Raw genomic sequence first — 18,451 nt, 5'->3', positions numbered from 1 at the left:
AATAGACAATTGACCCGCGTTTTTTTATGCCCGTTCATAATCATTCGCGGGGAGTTGTTTTTCCCCTTCGTAAAATTAGTTGTTGGATTTTTAAACACTATTTTATTAACAATTAATTTTTAATGATTATGAACAAGAGATTTTCTACTCTTTTGGCTGCCGCTCTGGTGGCCGGTAGTTTGTCTGTTAGTGCTCAGTTGGTGACTGTTGGAAGTGCCGCTGCCGGACCTAATGGAAGTACTCCCGCGACGTTTGTGCCGGGTGAGTATTATTATTTGAAAGCTACCGAAGGTGGTGTTACAGGTGGTGTTGAATTTTTGGCTTATCTGAAAGGTCAAGTAACGACAGACTCTTTGGCTGTTGTAGATGACGCCGCATTGACAACAGCCGAAGCTACAGACCGTGCTTTGTGGAAAGTGGTTGAAGTGAAGAATCCGGCTACCGGAGAATTAAGCCACTGGACTTTTGAAAATAAGCATACGGGCACACTGTTGGCTGATGGTTCTGTGAATGCGTTTAAGTGGATTAATGGAGTTCCTGCTGATGCTAATCCTGCTAATGCTGTGGCTGCTACTGAACTGACCTCTTTGCAAGGTCTGGATTTGGCGAAAGGTGAATATTATGAGTTCCGTGAAGTTATTACTTTGTTGGAAAAGTCAGAATATAAACCGACAAACAATGCGGTTTTGCATGGTTATGAGGTTTTGTCCGGAAAGAATGTTTCAAGATCATTGCAGCTGGTGAAGTTTGACAAGAATGACAAAGTTGTAGGTGCTTGGGACAATACAGCTACAATTGCGGCAGATAAAGCATTTACGGGGTATGTTGCTGCGGATGATGCTAATCAATCAGTTGTAACAGTTGTGAATGCAGGTAAAAAATTAACCTTCAATGCTGGGACAAAGTTCGTGTTCGATGATGCTTATTCAACAATGTCTTCTAATGATGCTTTGAAAATTCAGCCGATGGTTCCGGGCTTTGACATTGCAGTAGATAAAGACAAATTCGCCGGTCTTATCAACCCGAAGAAGTTCACCAGCTTCAAATTTACTGGTTTGGAATCAACGGGGACAAACGTGTTGGCTACGAATGAGTTTGAATATGTTCAGTTAACGGTAAAAGCGTATGAAACTGCAAATAGTAGCACTGTTGCTGGTACATCTTCAACTGCTACAACCATTGATGTCCTTCGTGCCAAAGCAAAAGACGCCCAAGGTCGTGCTTTGTATCTGCGTGTAGATACTGCTCAGTTTGCCGGTGGTAACTATTTCAAACTGAAATTGGATACCCTGACGAAAGACGGTAATGACATTGTTGCCGCTCCTAAAGCCGTTATGCAGTCTTATGCTTTTGGTATTGCTTACGATTATGCAGCTGACTCTGTTTCCATCTATCCGAAGTTTACATTGGCTAAAGCAGCTGATCCTGCAAGCTGGTCTGATTCTGCAACTGTAACGATTGCTACAAATGCTGCTACAGGTAAAGTTTTAGCTATCAAACAATTCTCTACAGCAAAAGAACTTACAGTAGTTCCTGTTGCAGAAGTTTCTAAAACTGCTAAATACACATTTGGCGATATCACTCCGGGCGGTGGCGTTGCTTCTTTCGAAGATGGCGCAAGCTATTATATCCAGCGTGCCAACAAGGCTGCCAACGTGGCTAACGGCAAGTTCTACGGAAATAGCTTCTATGGAGATGCACAGTATGCCGACTCTGCTTACTATCTGCCGGCTACACAGTGGACAGTAAAAGAGGTGGCAACCGGCACTTATACGATCCAGAACCGTGAAACAGGAGAAGGGCTTACGGCAGGTCTTGCAACTGGTGCTATTCTGTATACGGCAGATAATAATACCGTTGCATTGAATGCAACTGATACAGTTAAGTTTATTGCAGTTCCTGCTCAGGCAAACGACAAATATCTGGGTTACCTGAACCTGGAAGAAGAAGATTATCGTAACAATGCTTACTCTATCAGCTTCACAGATTATAACGACATCACGACTTATGTCAATACGGCTGACTCTGTATTGAAAGCATCTGATGAAAGCGTATATTTCAAACTGTCACCTGTTCCTGCAATTGAAAAAGGCTTTGGTGCTGATACGTTAGTAAGAAGCGCTTATTACATCTCTGATAGAGAAGGTAAGAAGTTCATTGCTTACAACGATGCCAAGACTGGCTATAAGTTGTCTGAAACAGCTGAACCTGTTAAGTTCCTGTTCAGAAACGTAGGTGCAAATACTTATTCTCTTATCGACTCTGTTGCTGCTTTGGCTGATTCCAAAGAATTGATCATCGACATCAAGTCCGGTGCCGTAAGACCTGTTAAAGTTGGTTCTGCTGTTGCTAACAATGCATTCGATATCCTGGTTGAACCGGCTCCTGAATATGTATTGAATGCTAAGGGCCACTACAACATCGAAAACCTGCGTGGCGATATGTTGGCTGCTGATGCAGAAGGTTTCGGTATGTTCCGCAAAGAAGGCGAATTGAAAGCTGCTTACGAAAAAGCTGATTTCGCTCTGTTTATCGATACTGCTAAAATTCATGCAATTGAACCTTCTTACTTCATCTTGTCTGGTGCTAAAGCAGAAGAAGGAACTTCAGTATTGGAAGGAAACTTCTTGCGTGTGATGTCTGACTCTATTGATGTAGAAGGCTACAAAGCTGCAAACGGTCTGATCCGTCTGGCATTTGTTCCTGCAAAACGTTTTGCTACAAGCGATTCTCTGTTGGTAAACTATCAGAATGAAGAATTTACTAAGGAAGATAGCGTAGGTTACAAGGGCAAACAACCTGGTATCGACCAGTTCCAGTTCAAAATCCAGTACACAAATACTGACGGTGAATATATCGTAGAAAATGCAGCCGGTTATCTGGCTACTTACAACGATGTTCTTTGCTTGACTTCTGCTAAAACAGGCAGCCAGTTGATCAAATTGACTTCTGTAGAAGCTCCTACCGCAAACGAAGGCGTAGAAATATCTGAAATCGCCGTTATCGCAGGCGAAGGCCAGGTAACCATCGCTAACGCTGCCGGCAAGAAGGTGGTCATCAGCAACATCTTAGGCCAGACAGTAGCCAACACGGTTCTTACTTCCGACAACGCTGTAATCGCTGCTCCGGCAGGTGTGGTAGTTGTAGCTGTCGAAGGTGAAGAAGCTGTTAAGGCTATCGTTAAATAAGGATTTATAATCAAATAATTCTAAAATGTTTGGCCGCGTGCCGTGAAAACGGTAATTACCCTGCGACAGGCGAACAAGCGGCCGGATTTAATATTAATAATACTAAAGTATATTGAATTGAAAAGTTCAATGTAGCCGGTAGCCCTGTGAAGGACGAAAGCATACAGAAAACAAGCCCCGGAGGTGATCGACATCTTCGGGGCTTCGTTGTTTTAAGATTTGAATCTTTAAATACTGATTACCCGTTACTTTTGGCTTGATCCAAAAGTAACCAAAAGATCAAGGCCGAACCTGCCTCGCTACTCCGTTCCCTACGTTCGCTGTCGCGTCTGAAACTCGCTTCGCTCAAACAGCAGACGCTCCGGGCGCTCACTGCGGTCTCTGCGCTTAACGCTCACCAGCTTAGGCCGGAGATAGAGCCTGACGGCTCTTTGGGGATGGCCGATACCGCCTGCCATATAGGTGTCGGCATCGGCCATCCCAAGAGAAAGCGGAGCTTTCTAAGAAAGGCCTAAGCGGACGGGCGTCAAGCGGAGGGCGAAGACGAAGCGACCAGAGCCTGCGCTGTCTGAGCGAAGCGAGTTTCGCAGGCGACAGCGGAGTCTTTGACCGAAGTAGACCGGACGGTTAAGCCTTGAACTTTTGGTTACTTTTCTTTCAAGAGAAAAGTAACAGAATAATCTTGATCTTTTGGTTACTTTTGGATCAAGCCAAAAGTAACAGATAAGATTCTTATTCTGCCCAATGGTATGAATCGATCTTTTTATGCCGGCTGACCTGCTCCTTTACTTCCGGGAAGTACCGGGCAAGAATGGCGTATAGCCCCGGATCGTAGGCTTTCAGTTCCTCGCGGGTGTTAATCTTATTATGTTTGCCGTCGCCATCATCCGTATTGACCTCGGCGTTCACGTTAAACCAGTTCTGGACACCTTCCGCCCAATATTCCCAGACATTCGTGGCGGCATAGACGTTTCTCCAGCGTCCTTTCGCTACGGCTGCATCCAAAGAAGCCTGCAATTCGTCGTTGAACTCAGGATGAATCGGGAGGATGCCGGCTCCATGTATGGTGTGGGCGAACTCGTGGATCAGGATATCCTCCGCATGATATTTGTCGATCTGGTAGGCAAGGATATTCTCCTCGGCACAAGTCGAGAAAGGATGTTCGGCATCACCGCCCAAGCCACGGGCACGCACATCCCAGTTGAGCGTCGTGTCTTTTGCCAGGAAAGCATGTTCGGGAATATCCGTCGTCCCTTCGTAGCGTGCCATGATGCCGATGCGGGTATGCCGGTCGGTCAGCGATTTCATGACCTCGCGTGGAAGGACGTCCGTCAGGGCCTTGATACTGATATAAGCGGCGTAGAAGCAGGAGTCGGGTACACGCCAGGAACTGACGACATGAATGCCGTTCACATTCATATATTTCTTATAGAAGGGATCGAGCTGGAGTTCGGCAGGAGGAGCGGTGATTGCCGGGGTATCGGTCAACAAGGCGACCGGAGCCGCTTCGGTTGCCGCCGGGCAGGTACATGTGTCGTTGCAAGCATTGTTGGTCTTGACCGCAGGCTGGCAAGCCGTAAGGGCTGCCATGGCGACAAGGGCTGAAATAAATAGCCGGGATGTTTTCATCGTAATACTGTTTTAAATGGTTGATGTTGTATTTGCCTGTAAATGTATGAAAAAAACGTGTTATTCCGCACAAATTATGTGCAGTATCGCACATACATTCCATCTATATAATACATATCTTTGCCGCGTCAAGGATGATTTCTTACAGGAGATAGAATATAATCAGGAATATGAAGAACGGGAAAATATTGATTATAGATGATAACGAAGATGTCCTCTTCGCGTTGAATCTGTTGCTCGAGCCTTATGTGGAACAGATAAAGGTGACGACACAACCGGAACGGATCGAGCATTTCATGTCGGCATTCGTGCCGGACGTCATCTTGCTGGATATGAATTTCCGGCGGGATGCGATCAGCGGGCAGGAAGGGTTCTTCTGGCTCGAAAAGATAAAGGCCGCCGATCCCGATGCCGTGGTCCTTTTTATTACGGCCTATGCCGATACGGAAAAGGCCGTGCGTGCCATAAAAGCGGGGGCGACCGATTTCATTCCGAAACCCTGGGAAAAGGAAAAACTGCTCGCTACCCTTTCGGCCGCCTTGAAACTGCGTGAAAGCCGTACGGAAGTCAATACGTTGAAACAACGGGTCGAGGTTTTGGGAAACCCTGAAGACACCGGCTTTGAGATTATCGGCGAGAGCGATGCCATGCAGGAACTCTTTGCCACGATTGCCAAGCTGAAAGATACGGATGCCAATATCCTGATTTTAGGTGAAAACGGGACCGGAAAGGATCTGATCGCACGTGCCCTCTATCATCATTCGCCCCGCAGCAACCAGGTTTTTGTCAGTATCGATTTAGGAAGTATCCCGGAGCAACTGTTTGAAAGCGAACTCTTCGGATATGAAAAAGGAGCTTTCACGGATGCCCGGCGCGATAAGCCGGGACGTATGGAAGTGGCTTCGGGAGGAACCCTGTTCCTGGACGAAATCGGTAATCTGAGCTTGCCGATGCAGGCGAAGCTATTGACCGCTATCGAGAAAAGGCAGATTCTCCGTTTGGGGGCTACCCGTTCCGTGCCGATCGATGTCCGGCTGGTCTCTGCCACCAATATGAATATCCATGCGATGGTTCAGGAGGGAACTTTCCGGCAGGATTTGTTGTACCGCATCAATACGATCGAGTTGCATATCCCTCCACTCCGCGAACGGGGAAATGACATCTTGCTCTTGGCCGACCATTTTCTGAACCGTTATGCCCGCAAGTATAAGAAAAAGATAGGGGGCCTTACCCGGGATGCGAAAACGAAGTTGCAAGGCTATGCATGGCCGGGCAATGTCCGCGAGCTGCAACATGCGATCGAGCGCGCCGTGATTCTTTCGGATGGCCCCATGTTGAAACCCGAAAACTTTATGCTGCATCCGGCGCCTGCCCAAAAGAAAGGAGAGCCGGACGAACTGAACCTGGGCGTTCTCGAAAAGGAAGCGATCGAACGTGCCCTTCGCCGGGCGGACGGGAATATCACTCGTGCCGCCGAACTGCTCGGAATCACCCGTTTTGCCTTGTACCGTAAACTGGATAAGTTGGGCTTATGAAACGATATGTCCTTTTCCTGAAGATCGGGCTGCTGGTCGGGCTGTCCCTTTCAATAGCCTTTCTGCTCTTGAAGGGGTTGTATTTTACGACTGTCATGTGTATTGTCATCTTGCTGGGAACCGCTTTATCCCTTTATCAGGATCAGCGGAAAATGCTTCAGAGGATGGAGCATCTGATAGCCAACATCCACTACGGGGATATGAACCTGTCTTTCCCTGTCCCTTCGACGGACGGACCGGAAGCCAACCTGACACGCGCCATGAATGAAGCGCTTTCCGCTTTTCGGACCCGCCTGTACAATGTGGTGGTGGCGGAGGCGGAGACAGAAGCCTGGCAGAAGCTGATCCGTGTCCTGACGCATGAGATCATGAATTCTATCGCTCCTATCATTTCCCTGTCGGAGACGGTGACGGAACGGGCGACCTCCAACGGCCTGAACGAACGAGATTACGGCATTATGTTGCAAGCCATGCAGACGATACACCGCCGGAGCAAAGGGCTATTGGATTTTGTCGAGAATTACCGGAAGCTGACTCGTATTCCGGCTCCGACACAGCAGTTGTTTCCGGTCTCCTTCCTTTTTGACGATCTGAGGGGACTGTATCCGGCCGGGGCGGTTTCGTTCTCTTTCTCTGTCCGCCCGTCAGACTTGAATATTTATGCGGATCGGGCCATGATTGAACAGGTGTTGATAAACCTGTTGAAAAACGCAGCCGAGGCATGCCGGGAACGTCCTTGTCCCGAAGTCCGGGTGAATGCATTCAGGCGTGAGGGAGTCCCGGTCATTACGGTATCCGACAACGGATGCGGCATTGTGCCGGAGGCGATGGATAAGGTGTTTGTACCGTTTTTTACCACCAAACAGGGCGGTTCGGGAATCGGCCTGAGCGTTTGCCGGCAGATCATGAACCGGCATGGAGGCAGTATTTCCGTTATTTCGGAAGAAGAGAAGGGGACTACTTTCACTTTGCAATTTCCACAGACGCGTGTGTTGTAGGAGAAAGATATCGGGCGATGATCTTTTTCAACTCCGCCGGCTTGATCGGCTTGGCCGCATATCCGTTGAAGCCGCTTTGTTTGACCCGCTGTTCATCCTCTGCAAAAGCAAAAGCCGTTACGGCAATGATGGGGATGTCGGAATCTTCTTTTCTGATCTCGGCAGTCGCTTCATATCCGTCCATGTCCGGCATCTTGAGGTCCATCAGGATAAGGTCCGGGTGGCGCTCGCGATAGAGCCGGACGGCTTCGTTCCCGTCGCGGGCATGCAATAGGGTATAGTCTTTCAGGACTGCGCGGATCAGTATGTAGTTGCTTTCGTTGTCTTCCGCGATCAGCAACGTCGCTTTTTTCCGATTCGTGTCGTCGGCTACCGTCTCTTCGTCCACCGCCTTCTTTATCGGCTGGGCTTTTATGTCATGGATGACGGAATCCGGCAAAGTGAACCAGAAAGTCGAGCCTTCCCCCAATTCGGATTCCACACCGATCTCGCCGCCCAGTTTCTTGACGATCATCTGGCAAATGGCGAGTCCCAGGCCTGTCCCTTGCGCGAAACTGTTCAGCTTTACGAAACGGTTGAACACGAGGTCTTTCTTCTCCGGTTCGATGCCGCATCCGGTATCACTGACGTAGAATAACAGGTTTTCGCCGATGTGCCGGTAACCGAACCGGATGCTTCCTTCTTTCGTGAACTTGATGGCGTTGTTGATGAAGTTCGTCACGACCTGTGCCAGCCGGTTCTTGTCCGACAGGATGATGCAATGAGGCATTTTCTCGACAAATGAAACCTGCACTCCTTCAAGGACCTTCAGGCGGGAAGACTGTTCGATGTCGGACAATAGGGCATTGATGTCTATTTCGGATTCGATAAATTCCAATGTCCCGGCCTCGATCTTGGCAACGTCCAGAATGTCGTTGATGAGTTGCAGGAGCAATTCGTTGTTGCTGCTGATGATGTTGATATATTCGTCCCGCTCCTCTTCGTTCTCCGCTATGGTCAGCAGATTGGAGAAACCGACGATTGCATTCAGCGGCGTACGGATCTCGTGACTCATATTGGCCAGGAAAGCCGATTTCAGACGGTCGGATTCTTCGGCCTTGTCTTTTGCTTTTCTCAGCTCTATTTCGTCCTCCTTCTGTTTGTCGATCAGGATCAGTAACTTGTTTTTCAGCTTGCTGGTGCGCAGGTAGAAGTAGAACACCATGATCAGGAACAGCAACAACACGATTGCCACCAGCAGCAGGATCTCGAATTTATACTGGACGAACAATCCGACCTCCGTATTGATTAATACGGAATGCGGGGGCAGTTCTTTTGCCGCGATGTTTCGTTCTTTCAGCTTCTTGGCGTCGAATGTATATGCGTTCGGGATTGTTTCCGCGTCGAGTTTGTCAGGATGTTCTTTCAAAAGGTGGACAGCCTGGCGGGCCAGATCTTTTCCTATGGAACGGTATTGGGGAATGCAGCCTCCGATCGCCCAATGCCCTAATCCGATAGAGGTCAGTGAAAATGTCGGGACTTTCGGGTTGGCCAGCATCATGGTGTAGGTCGCGTTGCCGACATAATATCCGTCGTTGACGTCGACGCGCCAGGTTCCCAGAAGGATGGCGGTTTGCGGAGGCAACTGTTTGATCTCTTCGATAATGTTATAGATGTCGTTCTTACGTCCGTCCAGAGGGATCAAGTCGATCCCGTCTATTTTGCTGATTTCCTTTTTTACCAGCGCCTGAAGAGAAATGCCTCCATAGCTGTTGTCGGTGATCAGCGCAAAATGCCTGGTACTCGGATACAGTTTTCGAACCAACTCTATATTGGCTTTGATATCATAGTTGTAGACAAATCCGGCCAGGTTTCTCTCCTTGCTTTTCAGGTCTTCTATGTTTACGCTTTCGGGATTCCATTCCGCTACATTTATATTACTGTCCGGCAGCAAGACGGCATTCCGGCTGACCATACCGCAAAGTATCGGGATATCTCGGATAATGCTGTCATTTTGGGAAAGGTAGGAAGCCCATCCTTCCTGTCCGAGTATGACAATCAGGCCGGGGCTGTTTTCTCCCTGGTATTTGCTCAGTAACTGTCTCATCCTTTCCTTCCAGAGGGGAGCTTCGGGGAGGCTCTTGCAGTTCATGTTCTCGATTACCACAGGCGAGTTGCCTCCCTGCTTCTTGTACTCTTCCATGAACTCGGAAATGTTTTGTGTCGTATTGCGTGTGTCGGGATTGTAGGAACTGATTATCAGGATGGGATTATTTTCATCCGCATGGACTTGACATGTGAAGAGCAAGTATATGACAGTGAGAAAAAACAGCCACCTGTGCTTTGCTTTGTAGTCTGATGATTTATTCATTCAATATTATTCTATAGCTCCAAAATTATTCCCTTTTGAATCCCGTTCGCAAAAATAGGAATAATATTGATATAAGTTTGCATAAATCAGTACTATTTATAATTCAATCATAAGTCCTATACTGGGCAATAAGGTCCCGGTACGGCGTTCCACGGGCTTCAATTCGTAGCGTTGCCGGTCGAGGGGGGCTTCCGGGTTCAGGATCTTGCCTGTTTTGATATACACGTCCTGTTCTTTGTATTTGGAATTCAGGATGTTTTGCAAGTCGATATAAGCTCCCAACATGAACTTTTTCAGATAGAAGGTCTTGTCTATCCGGATATCCAGTTGCGTGAAAGGTTTTAACCGTTCGCTGTTGAATCGGCTGTAGTCGTAATAAAGGCTGCCGCTGGCGTCCCAGGCTTCGACCAAGCTGCTTTTTTCAACATCGTAAGGGGTATAAGGCGCACCGCCCACGACTCTTAGTTTAGCTCCGACATCCCAGTTCTTAGGCAGCGCATAGGTTCCGCTGAAGGTCAAGAGATGGCGGTTGTCCCAAGCTGACGGGATGTATTTCCCGCTCCCGCGCCCGTCCTTGAACTCGCTCCGGACGTAGGTGTAGGAGGCGATAAAAGTCAGCCCCTTATAATTATACCATCGTCCGGTCAGTTCGAGTCCGTATGCTCTTCCGGTAGCGGTCGAGCTGACCGCCTCGTTTCCTAAAACCCCGTAGTCCGTACCTTTGGAGGCAAGCGGAATACTGTCGACCCATGACATCGGGTACTGGTCGTATTTCTTGTAAAACCCTTCTGCCGAGAATTTCAGATACGAGGAAGGGCGGTATTCCAGTCCGAGTCCCGCCTGGTCGCTCCGGATATAAGTCAGGCGGTTGTCTTTATTCAGGTAGTTGCCCTCGTTGTCTTTGAATCCGAGGACCGTATAAGGGGGCAATTCGTAATACCTGCCGATGTTCCCGTTCAGATAGACTGCTCCGAATAAGCGGTAAGAAAGGGAGAGGCGGGGGGAGAGCTGGTCCAGGAGGTTGTTCATCTCCGATGAATAGTCGTTGGCATCCGTCCGTACGCCTAAAGAAGCGGTGAAACGTTCGTTCTCGCTTTCGTATATGGCTGTGGCATAAAGCCCCCATTTCAAAAGTCCGAGATCCGTATGGTAGTTGATCACTTTGGGAACTGTGGTGAACTGCTTCTGGTAGGTACGGTTGGTGTAGGTCGCATATTCGAGGTTCCCGCCGACATTCAGCCGGAAGAAAGGGAAACGGAATATATTCTCACTGCGCAGCTTGTTTTCGATCTCGTCCGAACGGTAATCGAGCGTCAGGTTCTCTTCCGAGCTTTCGTCATTATCCCTGTATTTGATATTCCGGTTGTTTAATTGGCTCCGGCTGGCGATCAGCGAGTAAATGTTTTTGCCGGAGTAATGTTTGTAAACCGCTCCCAACGTGTATGTCTTTTGCTTGACTACCGGCAGGTAGGCTAAGATATACTGGTTCTTTTCGCTCATGTCTTCCATGCCTGTGTTGAGTTTCATGTCGTCGATGGCCCCCAGTCCCAGGATTGTCAGTTCGTTTTTCCGGTCGAATGTATGTTTCACCTTGAACTGTGCGTCTGTAAAGGTCGGCAGGAAAGGCAGTCCGATCATGTCGAACAGGAACTGGAGGTATGAACGGCGGACGGATACCTGATAAGTCGTCTTCTTCCCGGCCGGCCCGTTGGCTGAGAACCCGATGTCTGAAGCCCCGATCACTCCCCGCAAGGAGAATTTTTCTTTGTTCCCGTCCTGTAGCTTGAAATCAAGGACCGAGCTAAGGGCGTTCCCGCGTGCGGCAGGATAGGCGGCGGAATAGAAATCGACTTCGCGTATGAAGTCCGGGTTAATGATCCCGACCGGGCCTCCGGAAGCTCCCTGTGTGGAAAAGTGGTTGATGTTCGGTATTTCTACGCCATCGAGAAAGAACCGGTTCTCGGACGGTCCTCCGCCTCTGACCATCAGGTCGTTGCGGAAAGCGGCCGTAGACGCCACACCCGGAAAAGATTGCACGACCCGTGATATGTCCCGGTTCCCTCCGGCGCTTTTCTCGATCTCTTTGAACCCGATCACGCGCAGTCCGAGCGGACTTTCTGCCGTCTTGCGGAACGGCGAGGCGACGACGCTTACTTCTTGCAGGCTTTCACTGCTTTCTTCCAGTTCGACCGGAAAGAACATATCCTTGTTGGAAACTCTGAATTCGGCCGTAACCGTTGGCTTATAGCCGATGAAGGAGGCTTGCAGGCGATAGCTTCCGGGAGCGACCCCGGTGATCTCGAATCGGCCGGTCGAATCAGTGACGGTTCCTTCTATCGTATTCCAGATGACGACATTGGCGAAACTGACCGGCTCGCCGTTGGCGGCATCTTTTACGATCCCTTTTATGGAATAGGTTTGTTGGGCCTGCATCATTTGTAAACCCGTAAACAGCAAGAGTAAAAGAAAGATAAATTTCTTGGCCATTCTCAATTCTTGTTAGGGTGCAAAGGTATATAAAAACCGGGATTAAAGACGTACCTTTGCAGGCATATTATAGAAATATATGCAGAACGTATCGAATCATATCAAACGGGAATTGCAGCTGACGGCGGATGGAAGCCATACGCTCTTTATCCCCGAAATGGACGAACACTACCATTCCGTGAACGGCGCCGTGCAGGAGTCGCGCCATGTCTTTATCGAAGCCGGGTTGCACCATCTGGAACGAACCGAAATCACCCTTCTGGAAATAGGTTTCGGCACCGGACTCAATGCCTTTCTGACTTTGTTGGATGCCGAGGCGCATCAACGGAAAATACATTACTATTCGGTTGAACTCTACCCGTTGGATACGGATGTGATCGGGAGCCTGAATTACGGAGAGATGATTTGTGCCGGACGGAAAGATGTTTTCCTGGCCCTGCATCAGGCGGAATGGAATGTGCCGGTCCCGCTTACGGAGTTCTTCGAACTGCATAAAATACAAGGAGACAGCAATACGTGTGCTTTGCCGGACCGTATCGACCTGGTCTATTTCGATGCGTTCGCTCCCGACAAGCAACCGGAGATGTGGAACCGGGAAATCTTCGACCGGTTGTATGCCCGAACGACCGGAGGCGGGGTTTTGACGACCTATTGTGCGAAAGGCGCCGTCAGGCGTATGATGAAAGAAGCCGGATATGCTGTCGAAAGAATACCCGGCCCCCCTGGAAAGCGCGAAATGCTTCGTGCTATTAAATTATAAAAGAGCTTCGATTTTAGATACGAATGTCGTTTTAGGAGCAGCGCCGACCTGTTTGTCCACTACCTTGCCGTCTTTGAAGAAAAGGACGGTCGGGATATTGCGGATGCCAAACTGCGCAACCACGTCGTTGTTGTTGTCTACATCCATCTTGCCGATCGTAACGCGGCCTTCATATTCGGTGGCCAGTTCGTCGATGATCGGACCGACCATGCGGCAAGGACCACACCATTCTGCCCAGAAGTCAAGGACCATAGGCTTACCAGAGTTTACCAACTCTTCAAAATTTGCATCTGTAATTTGTAGTGCCATATCTTTAATTATGAATTATATATTCGAATTTCGTGCAAAAGTACAAATTCTTTTATACCGCACAAATTACTACCCGTTAATTTTAAAATCCATATTCTCGTTCGTTTGCAAGAATTCGACCAGGTTGCGCGTGACATTGAGCCGTATGTTTTGCGAGAAAAAGTTCTGCATGATGTTGTGCTCGCCGTCCACCACCTTGAAATATAACAGACTTTGCCCCGGATTGTTTTTGATCAGGGTCGACAGTTCGTTTACGGTCGGTTCGTCCAAATCGTGGATCGGGACCGTGATGCTGATCTTTTCGATCAGGCGGTCCTTCTCTTCCTGCAGCAACTGGATGGACCCGATGGACAGGCTCAGGCGACCGGAGTTGTAACGGTCTTCCACACGCGCCTTGATCAGCAGGTACATGCCGCGCTTGCCGAACTTGCTGTAATCGACATAATCCTTGCCGAACAACGCGATTTCGCCGCTACCTGTGAAATCTTCTATCTTGATAATGCCGTAAGGGTTCCCTTTCTTGGTCATCCCTTCGCGGAAATCCGTCACGATACCGCCGAACAGCAAGTCTTTGCCCACCAGGTTTTCCTTGTCGTTTATTTCCGCCATGCCGGTATTGCATACGTACGTCAATATGATGCGGTATTCGTCCAACGGGTGGGCGGAAAGATAGATGCCGACCAGTTCTTTTTCCTTGTTCAGGCGTTCGAGGTCGCTCCAACGTTCACATTTGGGAATCTCCGGTTTGGCGATGGCGATAAAAGTATCTCCTCCGAACAGGGAGTTGGTCGCCGTGCTCTTGTCCGTCTGGAACTTATTGCCATAGCGAACCAGTGTTTCGAGGAATATTTCCCCCTTCCCGGTTTCGGCAAAGAACTGTTCCCGCTGGATGCCGAAATTGTCGAAAGCACCGGCCAATGCCAGCGATTCGATGTTCTTCTTGTTGCAGGCAGTCAGGTTGACGCGTTCCACGAAATCAAAAATATCTTTGTACGGGCCGTTCTTCCTCCGTTCTTCAATGATGTTTTGCACGGCGGCTTCGCCGACCCCCTTCACGGCGCCCAGACCGAAACGGATGTTCTTGTCCTTGTCTACACCGAACTTCAGGATCGACTCGTTCACATCCGGGCCGAGCACCTGGATGCCCATCGCCTTGCATTCGTCCATGAACTTCGTGATATCCACAATGTTCGACAAACTTCGGCTCAGGACGGCGGCCATATATTCGGACGGGTAGTTCGCTTTCAGGTATGCCGTCTGGTAGGCTACCCATGAGTAGCAGGTAGCGTGACTCTTGTTGAAGGCGTAGGAGGCGAACTTTTCCCAGTCGGACCATATCTTCTGCAATGTCTCTTCCTTGTAGCCGTTCGCCTTTCCACCTGCCATGAATTTGGATTTCAGGTGGTTCATCTTCTCGATCAGCTTCTTACCCATCGCCTTGCGGAGGGCGTCGCTCTCGCCGCGCGTGAAGTTTGCCAACAGACGCGACAGAAGCATGACCTGTTCCTGGTAGACGGTGATGCCGTACGTGTCTTTCAGATACCGCTCCATGACGGGAATATCGTACTTGATTTCCTCCTTCCCCTGTTTACGGGCGATAAAAGAAGGGATATAATCCATCGGTCCCGGACGGTAGAGGGCGTTCATCGCGATCAAGTCCTCGAACTTGGACGGTTGCAGTTCTTTCAGATACTTCTGCATGCCGGCGGATTCAAACTGGAATGTACCTGTCGTCTTTCCGTCGCAATACAGTTTGTAGGTCGCCGGGTCTTCCAGGCTGATATGGTCGATGTCCAGTTCCTGCCCGGTCGTCAGCCGGATGTTTTCGATCGCTTCCTTGATGATGGACAGTGTTTTCAGCCCTAAGAAGTCCATCTTGATCAAACCGGTCTCTTCGATCACCGAACCCTCATATTGGGTGACGAGCATCTCTTCGCCGGTATCCTTGTCCTTGGCCGTGCTGACAGGTACGACATCCGATATATCGTAACGGCCGATGATGACGCCGCAGGCATGCACACCCGTGTTGCGCACATTGCCTTCCAGCATCTGCGCATATTTCAGGGTGTCGCGTGCCAGCGGATCGTTTCCGGTAGCCGCCTCTTTCAGTTCCGGCACATAATTGATCGCATCCTTCAGCTTGAACTTCTTCATGTCCGGTATCTTGTCCGGGACGAGTTTAGCGAGGCGGTTCGATTCGGAAAGCGGGAGTTTCTGCACGCGTGCGACATCCTTGATGGCCGATTTGGTCGCCATCGTGCCGTATGTGATGATATGCGCCACGCGCTCGGCCCCGTATTTCTCCGTTACCCAGCGGAGCACTTCCCCGCGGCCGTCATCGTCGAAGTCGGTATCGATATCGGGGAGGGAGATACGGTCCGGATTCAGGAAACGCTCGAACAGCAAGTCATATTTGATCGGGTCGATCTTGGTAATCCCCAGGCAGTAGGCGACAGCCGAACCGGCCGCCGAACCACGTCCGGGACCGACCGAAACGCCTAATTCTTCACGGGCGGCACGGATAAAGTCTTGCACGATCAGGAAGTAACCGGGGAAACCCATCGTCTTCATGATATGCAACTCGAAGTTCAACCGTTCCTTGACTTCGTCGGTCAGGTCATCCCCGTAACAGATCTTTGCCCCGTCGTATGTGATCTTTTTCAGATAGTCGGCTTCCAGTTTGATACGGTACAGTTTTTCGTAACCGCCTAATTTCTTTATTTTGTCTCGCGCGGCCTCTTCGCTCAGGACAACGTTCCCGTTTTCGTCGCGGGTGAATTCGTCGAACAAATCCTGTTCGGTGAATTTCCGGCGATATCCTTCTTCCGTCCCGAACTCTTCGGGGATGGCGAAGGTCGGCATGATAGGACCGTGGTCGATGGAGTAGAATTCCACCTTGTCGGCTATCTCCAGCGTGTTGCTGAGGGCTTCAGGAATATCAGAAAAGAGGGTATTCATCTCAGCCGTCGTCTTCATCCATTCCTGTTTGGTGTAGCGCATACGGTTCGGGTCGTCCAGGTCTTTACCCGTACTGAGGCAGATCAGGCGGTCGTGCGCTTCCGCATCTTCCGCGTTGACAAAGTGGACGTCGTTGGTCGCGATCACCTTGATGTTGTGTTTACGCGCCAGTTCTAAGATCACCTTGTTTGCCGTTACCTGGTGGGGGTACACATCCTGTGCGGCGTTCGGATCATGTGTCTCGTGCCGCTGTATTTCCAGATAGTAATCTTCGCCGAACAGGTTCTTGAACCAAAGGACCGATTCTTCGGCCTTGTCTATCCGCCCGTTCAGGATATGCTGCGGGATTTCCCCGCCGATGCAGGCGGAGCATACGATCAGGTCTTCGTGATATTTTTCCAGCAACTCCTTGTCGATGCGCGGACGTCCATAAAACCCTTCCGTCCAGGACAAGGAAACCATCTTGATCAGGTTCTTGTAGCCGTTCAGGTTCTTGGCCAGCACGATCAAGTGCCATCCGCTCCGGTCGTTCTGCGAAGCGAGCTTGCTGTGCCGTCCGAAACGGGCGCAATAGCACTCGCAACCGAAGATCGGTTTGAATATCTTTTTCTTCTCTTCTTCGATCTTTGCCGGTATTTCTTCAAGGCGTGCCTGCTCTTCAGCGGTCAGTTCCGTTTTGCTTTTCAGTTCTTTCAGCTCTTTCTCATACTCCTTGATGGCCCCTAACGGTTTGCCGTTTTTCTTGGATACCTTGTTGAAGAACTCTTTTATCCCGAACATCACACCGTGGTCGGTGACGGCAATCGCCGGCATACCATCCTTTTGCGCTTTGTCAATCAAAGCGTCGATCGATGCTTGTCCGTCCAGCAGTGAATACTGGGTATGTACGTGCAGATGTATAAACGGTTCCATATCAATTCTTAATCTTTTTTATTTCGGCCTATAAAGATACGGGTTATTTTACAAATTTATTCTATCGGCAGTTATAATCCGGCTGAAAAATTCTATCTTTGCTCATAATAACTCAGAGATTGGCAATATGAGAAAAATTATATTTATCGCCCTTTGGGCATTGTTGATGATTATGCCGGCGGCCGGTCAGGTCGCTTTCGGCGTTCGTGCGGGTGGCGCTTATTCTTCTCTGGTGCAAAAAGTGGAAGGAACATACAACGCCGGCGCCCGTTTCGGCTTCAGTCTGGCGGGGCTTGCCGATATACATTTATATAAGGGCTTGTCTTTGCGTCCCGAACTGGCGTTTACGAATCAGGGCGGTTCTTTCATTTCGAACTTCCAGGTGGAAGGGGCGAAGAACTCTCTCAACAAATGCAGCTACTACTCTATCCAGGTCCCTGTAAACCTGGCTTATACATTTCATATTAATGATGTCCAGTTAGGCGTTTATGCCGGTCCCGCCCTCGATTTCTCCCTGTTTGGGAAAATGAAGACCGAAAACCAGAATGTGGATATCCATTTCGGCCAAACCAAAGAAGCCGACCTCAAGACATTCGACTTGGGCGTCAGTGTCGGTCTGCGTGTCGATTACAGTCATTATTTCTTTTCCGTCGGAGCCCTTTGCGGCACGCTGGATCGCCGTGCCATAGAGCGTGAGGGCGAATCTTCCCTGTATCAAAACAATGTGACGTTGTCGTTGGGATATATGTTCCGCTAAGACGTCGGTTTGCTTGTCCGGCAGGCTGTTAGATTATCGGTGTGTTTATAGCAGCGAAGTCTTAGGGCTGTGTCGCCCTGTAAGGGCGACACAGGTAACATAATGTGATAAAAAAAATACAAGAACCCCTCCCAAAAAGGCGGATATTCATATTTTGTTAATATCCAGACTCTTGCCAAATATCTTGTTTCTTAAAAAATATTACCCTTGCGGGAAATTTGAAATATATGGGGTATAAAATCAAATTTTATGCGCTACTGTTTCGATCCGGACCAATGGGTATTTTGGAAAATCGTACAATAAGTAAGAAATATGGTTTGTCTGTCATCTTTGGATTTATCTGAAAGCGGCGGACAAATTTTATAAAAAGACGTATGATAGTTGTTTTTGTTTTCAATTCTATTACAGTGAATCTATCGTTTCGAGAGGTATTTCTCTCAATTTGGATGATTGCCACATTTACCCCTTAAAGATGAAAGTCGTGCCTATTATCTCTCTTAGATATCTGGTCTATTTTTGCAATGTAAAGTTAAAAACAGCTACAAGGGGACATAGTTCTAATAGGACT

10 protein-coding genes are annotated in these 18,451 nt (G+C 49.1%); 5 read left to right on the top strand and 5 right to left on the bottom strand.

From position 1 onward, the window contains the following. Positions 1-128: 128 nt before the first annotated feature. Positions 129-3,188 (top strand): DUF6383 domain-containing protein, encoded by a 3,060-nt coding sequence (locus ACW6QF_RS10395; RefSeq protein ID WP_456087764.1) that lies wholly within the window; start codon positions 129-131, stop codon positions 3,186-3,188. A gap of 732 nt (positions 3,189-3,920) precedes the next feature. Here the strand turns inward: ACW6QF_RS10395 and ACW6QF_RS10390 are convergent. Beyond that, positions 3,921-4,817 carry a hypothetical protein gene (locus tag ACW6QF_RS10390; RefSeq protein WP_456087763.1) on the bottom strand — a complete coding sequence of 299 codons (897 nt, stop codon included), beginning with the start codon at positions 4,815-4,817 and terminating at the stop codon, positions 3,921-3,923. 170 nt (positions 4,818-4,987) lie between these two features. Here ACW6QF_RS10390 and ACW6QF_RS10385 point away from each other — a divergent pair, with 170 nt between their 5' ends. Together ACW6QF_RS10385 and ACW6QF_RS10380 are read left to right on the top strand one after the other, a co-directional pair. Next, positions 4,988-6,352, top strand: coding sequence for a sigma-54-dependent transcriptional regulator (locus ACW6QF_RS10385; RefSeq protein ID WP_298551257.1), 1,365 nt, complete (start codon positions 4,988-4,990; stop codon positions 6,350-6,352). Continuing rightward, complete coding sequence (locus ACW6QF_RS10380) at positions 6,349-7,350, top strand: sensor histidine kinase (RefSeq protein ID WP_456087762.1); 1,002 nt, start codon at positions 6,349-6,351, stop codon at positions 7,348-7,350. The genes ACW6QF_RS10385 and ACW6QF_RS10380 overlap by 4 nt, the downstream gene beginning before the upstream one ends. Here ACW6QF_RS10380 and ACW6QF_RS10375 read toward each other — a convergent pair. Together ACW6QF_RS10375 and ACW6QF_RS10370 are read right to left on the bottom strand one after the other, a co-directional pair. Further along, positions 7,316-9,700: an ATP-binding protein gene (locus ACW6QF_RS10375; RefSeq protein WP_456087761.1), complete on the bottom strand. Its 2,385-nt coding sequence runs from the start codon at positions 9,698-9,700 to the stop codon at positions 7,316-7,318. The genes ACW6QF_RS10380 and ACW6QF_RS10375 overlap by 35 nt on opposite strands. A 96-nt stretch (positions 9,701-9,796) precedes the next feature. After that, positions 9,797-12,187: a TonB-dependent receptor gene (locus ACW6QF_RS10370; protein ID WP_456087760.1), complete on the bottom strand. Its 2,391-nt coding sequence runs from the start codon at positions 12,185-12,187 to the stop codon at positions 9,797-9,799. A gap of 79 nt (positions 12,188-12,266) precedes the next feature. Here ACW6QF_RS10370 and mnmD point away from each other — a divergent pair, with 79 nt between their 5' ends. After that, positions 12,267-12,947 (top strand): tRNA (5-methylaminomethyl-2-thiouridine)(34)-methyltransferase MnmD, encoded by a 681-nt coding sequence (mnmD, locus tag ACW6QF_RS10365; protein WP_456087759.1) that lies wholly within the window; start codon positions 12,267-12,269, stop codon positions 12,945-12,947. Here mnmD and trxA read toward each other — a convergent pair. Together trxA and dnaE are read right to left on the bottom strand one after the other, a co-directional pair. Next, positions 12,942-13,256 carry a thioredoxin gene (trxA, locus tag ACW6QF_RS10360; RefSeq protein ID WP_005637649.1) on the bottom strand — a complete coding sequence of 105 codons (315 nt, stop codon included), beginning with the start codon at positions 13,254-13,256 and terminating at the stop codon, positions 12,942-12,944. The two genes, mnmD and trxA, sit on opposite strands and share 6 nt — an antisense overlap. Positions 13,257-13,325: 69 nt before the next feature. Beyond that, positions 13,326-17,126 (bottom strand): DNA polymerase III subunit alpha, encoded by a 3,801-nt coding sequence (dnaE, locus tag ACW6QF_RS10355; RefSeq protein WP_298551250.1) that lies wholly within the window; start codon positions 17,124-17,126, stop codon positions 13,326-13,328. Between the two features lie 127 nt (positions 17,127-17,253). Here dnaE and ACW6QF_RS10350 point away from each other — a divergent pair, with 127 nt between their 5' ends. Beyond that, on the top strand, positions 17,254-17,883 hold the full coding sequence (locus tag ACW6QF_RS10350; protein WP_298551249.1) for a porin family protein: 630 nt from the start codon (positions 17,254-17,256) through the stop codon (positions 17,881-17,883). Positions 17,884-18,451 lie beyond the last annotated feature (568 nt).

This window comes from Parabacteroides sp., assembly GCF_977054455.1.
The sequence above is the reverse complement of the archived record's forward strand: the minus strand, read 5'-3'. Positions and strand labels throughout refer to the sequence as shown.